We start from the raw sequence: 5,018 nt of genomic DNA, 5'->3' as shown, positions 1-5,018 counted from the left end.
GGCGTGGTGCGCGACCTCGACTTGCTGCAAGCGCTGGCCGGCCACGGCCTCGTCCGGGTGCAAGTATCGGTGACCACGCTCGACGGGGAACTGGCCCGGCAGCTCGAGCCGCGCTGCCCCACACCATCCGTCCGGCTTGCCGCCCTGCGCCGGCTGGCGGAGGCCGGCGTGCCGGCGGGGGTGAACATGGCGCCGGTGATCCCCGGGCTCAACGACCAGGAGATCGAGGCCGTGACCGAGGCCGCGGCGGCAGCTGGGGCGGACCTGCTGTTCTGGACGCTGGTGCGATTGCCGCACGAGGTGAAGGAGCTCTTCCAGGCTTGGCTGGAGACCCACCGACCCGACCGGGCGGGCCGGGTCCTGTCGCTGATCCGCCAGGCCCGGGGCGGCCGGCTGAACGACCCGGAGTTCGGCAGTCGGATGCGGGGCGAGGGCCCGCTCGCCCGGCTGATCGCCGACCGGTTCCGGCTGGCCCGCCAGCGCCACGGCCTCCATCGCCGGCGCGTGCCGCTGCGTACCGACCTGTTCCGCCCCCCGGCGCCGGACGGGCAGCTCAGCCTGTTCTGAGCGGCGCAACCGCAGCCCGGACCCTCGACGCCACGGCGCGGAAGGCCTATCTCGCCGGGGCCGGCCGGACCTTCGGGCCGGCACTTTGCACGACCGTCGAAGCGAGGAGCGGCCTGGTTGGCTTCCGATGAGCTGCCCTGCAGCGGCGGGGAGCGCGCGCCGCGCAGCCACGCCACCTTCTCCCGGCGCGACTGGGCGGGACTGCGCGCCAACGTGCCGCTGACGCTGAGCGAGGCGGACCTGACTGCCCTGCGCGGCGTCACCGACTATGTGTCGCGCGCGGAGGTCGAGGAGATCTATCTCCCGCTCACCCGCCTGCTCAACCTCCATGTCCGCGCGGCGCGCGGGCTCACCCGTGTCACGGACGACTTCCTGGGTCGGCTGCCGATCCGCCGGCCCTACATCATCGCGGTGGCCGGCAGCGTGGCGGTCGGCAAGAGCACGTTCGCCCGTGTCCTGCGGGCCCTGCTCGCCAAGTGGCCGGACCACCCGACCGTCGAGCTGGTCACCACCGATGGCTTCCTCCATCCGACCCGGGTGCTGGAGGAGCGCGGCCTGATGAACCGCAAGGGCTTTCCGGAAAGCTACGACCTGCCGCAGATGATCGCCTTCCTGGCGAACGTGCGGGCGAACCAGGCCGAGGTGCGAGCACCGGTCTACTCCCACGAGGCCTACGACATCGTGCCTGGCCGCTTCCAGACGGTGCACCGGCCGGACATTCTGATCTTCGAGGGGCTTAACGTCCTGCAACTCTCCTCGGGCGGATCCAGCCGCGGCGGCTCGGTGGTGGCCTCCGACTTCTTCGACTTCTCGATCTACCTGGACGCCGACGAGGCGGACATCGAGCGCTGGTACATCGCCCGCTTCCAGGCATTGCAGCGCACCGTGTTCCAGCGGCCGACCTCGTACTTCCATCACTTCCGCGACCTGAGCGAGGCGGAGGCGATCGAGGTGGCGCGCGACATCTGGCGGCGGGTCAACCTCGCCAACCTGCAGAGCAACATCCTGCCCACCCGCAACCGGGCCGAGCTGGTGATGCGCAAGTGCTCGGATCATGCGATCGGTGAGCTGTGGCTGCGGGAAGCCTGACGTGCTGGCGCATGAACTCCGGAGGATGAGGCGATGACCAACCAGACGACCACGGGCGCTCCGACCTGCCGAGTGGTGCGGGCAGGAGAGACCTTCACCGGCAAGCAGGCATTGTCCTACACGCCCGCGATCTCGGCGGAATCGGTGGGTGCCCGCGGCATCCATCTGCAGCTCGTCACCATCCCGCCTGGTGCCAAGGCCAAGGCGCACAAGCACGCCGCGCACGAGACGGCGCTCTACGTGCTGAGCGGCTCCTCGGGCATGTGGTACGGCGAGGGGCTGACAGAACATCTGGAGGCCAATGCCGGCGACTTCCTCTACATCCCGGCGGACATGCCGCACCAACCCTACAATGCCAGCTCCAGCGAGCCCTGCGTGGCCCTGATCGCAAGGACCGATCCGAACGAGCAGGAAAGCGTGGTCCTGCTGCCCGAACTGGACCGGGTTCACGGCTGACACGGCCTTCCGGTCATCTGGCCGTCATCGCGCGTCTCTAACCGCAGCGGCACCACAGCAGCTGCCCTTGGAGATCTCGATGCGCAAGGCCTTGTCCTGTCTCCTGGCCGGGGTCGGGCTCATGGCGTTGGCTCCGTCGCCGGCCGAGGCCCAGTCGGTGCCAGCGGAGCTGGCCGGCCATGCGATCCTGCCGGCCATGACCATGGTGCCGCCGCCGGCGGACGCGCCCGCCTTGTTCCAGACCTCCGGCAAGTTCGCCGGTCCGGGCAACCTGCGGGTGGACGAGCCTGGCAGCCTGGACGGCACCACCAATGCCGGCGGGCAGATCCGGCCGACCGGGCTGGCCTTCCCGCTGGTCGGCCAGCCGGTGCAGGGCTTCTCGGGCATCCGCTCCCTGGGCGGCGACCGGTTCCTGGTGCTGACCGACAATGGCTTCGGCGCCAAGGCTAACTCGGCTGACGCGCTCCTGATGTTCCACGAGCTCCAAGCCGACTGGGCCTCCGGCCGGGTGCGGCGGGTCAGGACCACCTTCCTTCATGACCCCGACCGGGTCGTGCCGTTCCGGATCGCCACGGAGACGACCGCGGAGCGCTACCTCACCGGGGCTGATTTCGATCCGGAAAGCATCCAGTCGGTCGGCGACCGCTACTGGATCGGCGAGGAGTTCGGCCCCTATCTGCTGGAGGTCGACCGGACCGGCCGGGTCCTGCGCGTGGTGGAGACACTGGTCGACGGCCGCACGGTGCGCTCGGCCGATCATCCTTCCGTGCTGATGCCGCCCGCACCCGGGCCGGTCGCGTTCGAGGTCCGGCGGTCCAAGGGCTTCGAAGGCATGGCGCAGTCGCCGGACGGCGCCTTCCTCTACCCGCTGCTGGAGGGGCCGCTCCTGGACAAGGAGGGACGGCCGGAGACGGTGGACGGGAAGGAGGCGCTTCGCATCCTGGAGTTCGACACCGCCCAGGGTGTCTGGAGCGGCCGTTCCTGGTTCTATCCGCTGGAGGAGGACGGCCACGCGATTGGCGACTTCAACATGATCGATGCCACGCGCGGTCTGGTGATCGAGCGGGACAATCTGGAAGGCTCGCCGGCCGATGCCTGTCAGGGCGAGGTCACCGAGCGCTGCATCGCCAGCCCGGCGGCGTTCAAGCGTGTCTACCTGATCGAATTTGGCGAGCCCGGCCGGCCGGTGCGCAAGATCGCGCATCTCGACCTGATGGACATCGCCGATCCCAAGGGGCTGGCGCGCCAGGGCGGAGGGGACGGCAAGTTCGACTTCCCCTTCTTCACGATCGAGAACGTCGACGTGGCGGGGTCTGGCCGGATCGTGGTCGGCAACGACAACAACCTGCCGTTCTCGGCCGGACGGTTCGTCGATCGGGCCGATGCCAACGAGCTGATCCTACTGGAGGTCGGCGACTTCCTCGACCGGAAGTGAAACGGGCTCGACCGGGCTTGATCCATGCCCCGCCGACCGGCAAACCGGGCTCAACGCAGCGGTGGAAGGAAGGTGGGGCATCATGGCGAAGCTGAGAGTGGGGATCCTGGGGGCGGCCAAGATCGCGACGACCAAGGTCATCCCGCCGATGCGTGACTGTCATTACGCGGAGCCCGTGGCGCTGGCCTCCCGTACCCTGGCCAAGGCAGAGGCGACGGCCAGGGAGCTGGGCCTCCCCCGGGCTTATGGCTCCTATGAGGAACTGCTGGCCGACCCCGAGATCGACCTCGTCTACAATCCGCTGCCCAATCACGAGCACGTGCCCTGGACGATCAAGGCCGCCGAGGCCGGCAAGCACGTGCTGTGCGAGAAGCCGCTGGGCCTGGACGAAGCGGATGCGCGGCGCCTGCAGGAGGTGCGCGACCGGACCGGCAAGTTCATCCAGGAAGCCTTCATGGTCCGCACCCATCCGCAGTGGCACAAGGCGCGTGCCATTGTAGAGCGCGGCGAGATCGGCAAGCTGCTCGCGATCACCGGGCATTTCTCCTACCACAACGTCGATCCGGCCAATGTCCGCAACGTCCGGGAATGGGGCGGCGGCGGCCTGCTCGACATCGGCTGCTACCCGATCACCACCTCGCGTTTCGTCAGCGAGCGGGAGCCCTTGCGGGTGAGTGCGGTGATCGAGCGTGATCCCGTCACCGGCATCGACCGGCGCGGCTCGGTGATCCTGGACTTCGGTGATTTCACCAGCGCCTTCACCTACGGGACCCAGATGGCGCCCCGGCAGACCATGTCGTTCATCGGCGAGACGGGGCGGGTCGAGGTCGAGATCCCGTTCAACGCGCCGAACGACCGGCCCTGTCGCCTGTTCCTGGACCACGGCGAGCTGCGCCAGGATGCGCGGGAGGTGATCGAGATTTCCACCTGCGACCAGTACGGGATCATGATGGACGCGCTGGCGAAGGCTATCCTGGACGGTCACGAGCAGCCGGTGCCGCTGGAGGACAGCTTCCGCAACATGCGGGTGATCGATGCGGTGTTCCGCGCGGCCGAGACGGCAAGCTGGGTGGACATCGCGCCCGGCTGAGGCGGACGGCGCCGCGCTGGCCGACGGTGGAGCTTGCCGATGCTGATCCTTCACGACTACCTGCCGTCCGGCAACGGCTACAAGGTGCGCCTGCTCCTGCACCAGCTGGGCATCCCGTTCCGGCTGGTGGAGCATGACGTGGTGGCGGGAGAGACGCGCCGCCCGGAGTTCCTGGCGCTCAACCCGGTCGGCAAGATCCCGGTCCTGCAACTCCAGGACGGCACGGTTCTCAGCGAGAGCGGGGCGATCCTGTGCTATCTCGCGGTCGATAGTGCGTTCTGGCCGGCCGAGCGGCTGGAGCGTGCCCAGACCCTGCAATGGCTGTTCTTCGAGCAGTACAGCCATGAGCCTTATGTCGCCGTGGCGCGCTTCCTGCGGATG

At 68.9% G+C, this 5,018-nt stretch carries 6 protein-coding genes; all 6 read left to right on the top strand.

Going from position 1 to position 5,018, the window contains the following annotated elements; all coding sequences use genetic code 11:
- On the top strand, window positions 1-567 hold a 567-nt coding region (locus EQG76_RS09900), incomplete at its 5' end, for an SPL family radical SAM protein (RefSeq protein WP_235031290.1).
- A 117-nt stretch (window positions 568-684) separates the two neighbouring features.
- Entirely contained in the window at window positions 685-1,656 is a 972-nt protein-coding gene (gene coaA, locus EQG76_RS09895; protein ID WP_159712921.1) for a type I pantothenate kinase, read from the top strand.
- A 33-nt stretch (window positions 1,657-1,689) separates the two neighbouring features.
- Window positions 1,690-2,112 (top strand): cupin domain-containing protein, encoded by a 423-nt coding sequence (locus tag EQG76_RS09890; RefSeq protein WP_159712919.1) that lies wholly within the window; start codon window positions 1,690-1,692, stop codon window positions 2,110-2,112.
- A 79-nt stretch (window positions 2,113-2,191) separates the two neighbouring features.
- On the top strand, window positions 2,192-3,547 hold the full coding sequence (locus EQG76_RS09885) for an esterase-like activity of phytase family protein (RefSeq protein ID WP_159712917.1): 1,356 nt from the start codon (window positions 2,192-2,194) through the stop codon (window positions 3,545-3,547).
- A gap of 82 nt (window positions 3,548-3,629) precedes the next feature.
- The gene (locus tag EQG76_RS09880; protein ID WP_159712915.1) at window positions 3,630-4,637 is read left to right on the top strand and encodes a Gfo/Idh/MocA family protein; all 1,008 of its coding nucleotides are present in this window, start codon (window positions 3,630-3,632) and stop codon (window positions 4,635-4,637) included.
- 39 nt (window positions 4,638-4,676) lie between these two features.
- Window positions 4,677-5,018: glutathione S-transferase family protein (locus tag EQG76_RS09875; RefSeq protein ID WP_200840698.1), on the top strand; the 342-nt coding region annotated here is incomplete at its 3' end.

Source organism: Geminicoccus flavidas, assembly GCF_009806515.1.
GTDB lineage: Bacteria > Pseudomonadota > Alphaproteobacteria > Geminicoccales > Geminicoccaceae > Geminicoccus > Geminicoccus flavidus.
The sequence above is the reverse complement of the archived record's forward strand: the minus strand, read 5'-3'. Positions and strand labels throughout refer to the sequence as shown.

What these genes read in the sequence shown, in the direction of transcription:
- EQG76_RS09885 (WP_159712917.1), top strand. Translation starts at nt 2,192, where the DNA reads ATGCGCAAGGCCTTGTCCTGTCTCCTGGCCGGGGTCGGGCTCATGGCG.
- EQG76_RS09890 (WP_159712919.1), top strand. Translation starts at nt 1,690, where the DNA reads ATGACCAACCAGACGACCACGGGCGCTCCGACCTGCCGAGTGGTGCGG.
- EQG76_RS09880 (WP_159712915.1), top strand. Translation starts at nt 3,630, where the DNA reads ATGGCGAAGCTGAGAGTGGGGATCCTGGGGGCGGCCAAGATCGCGACG.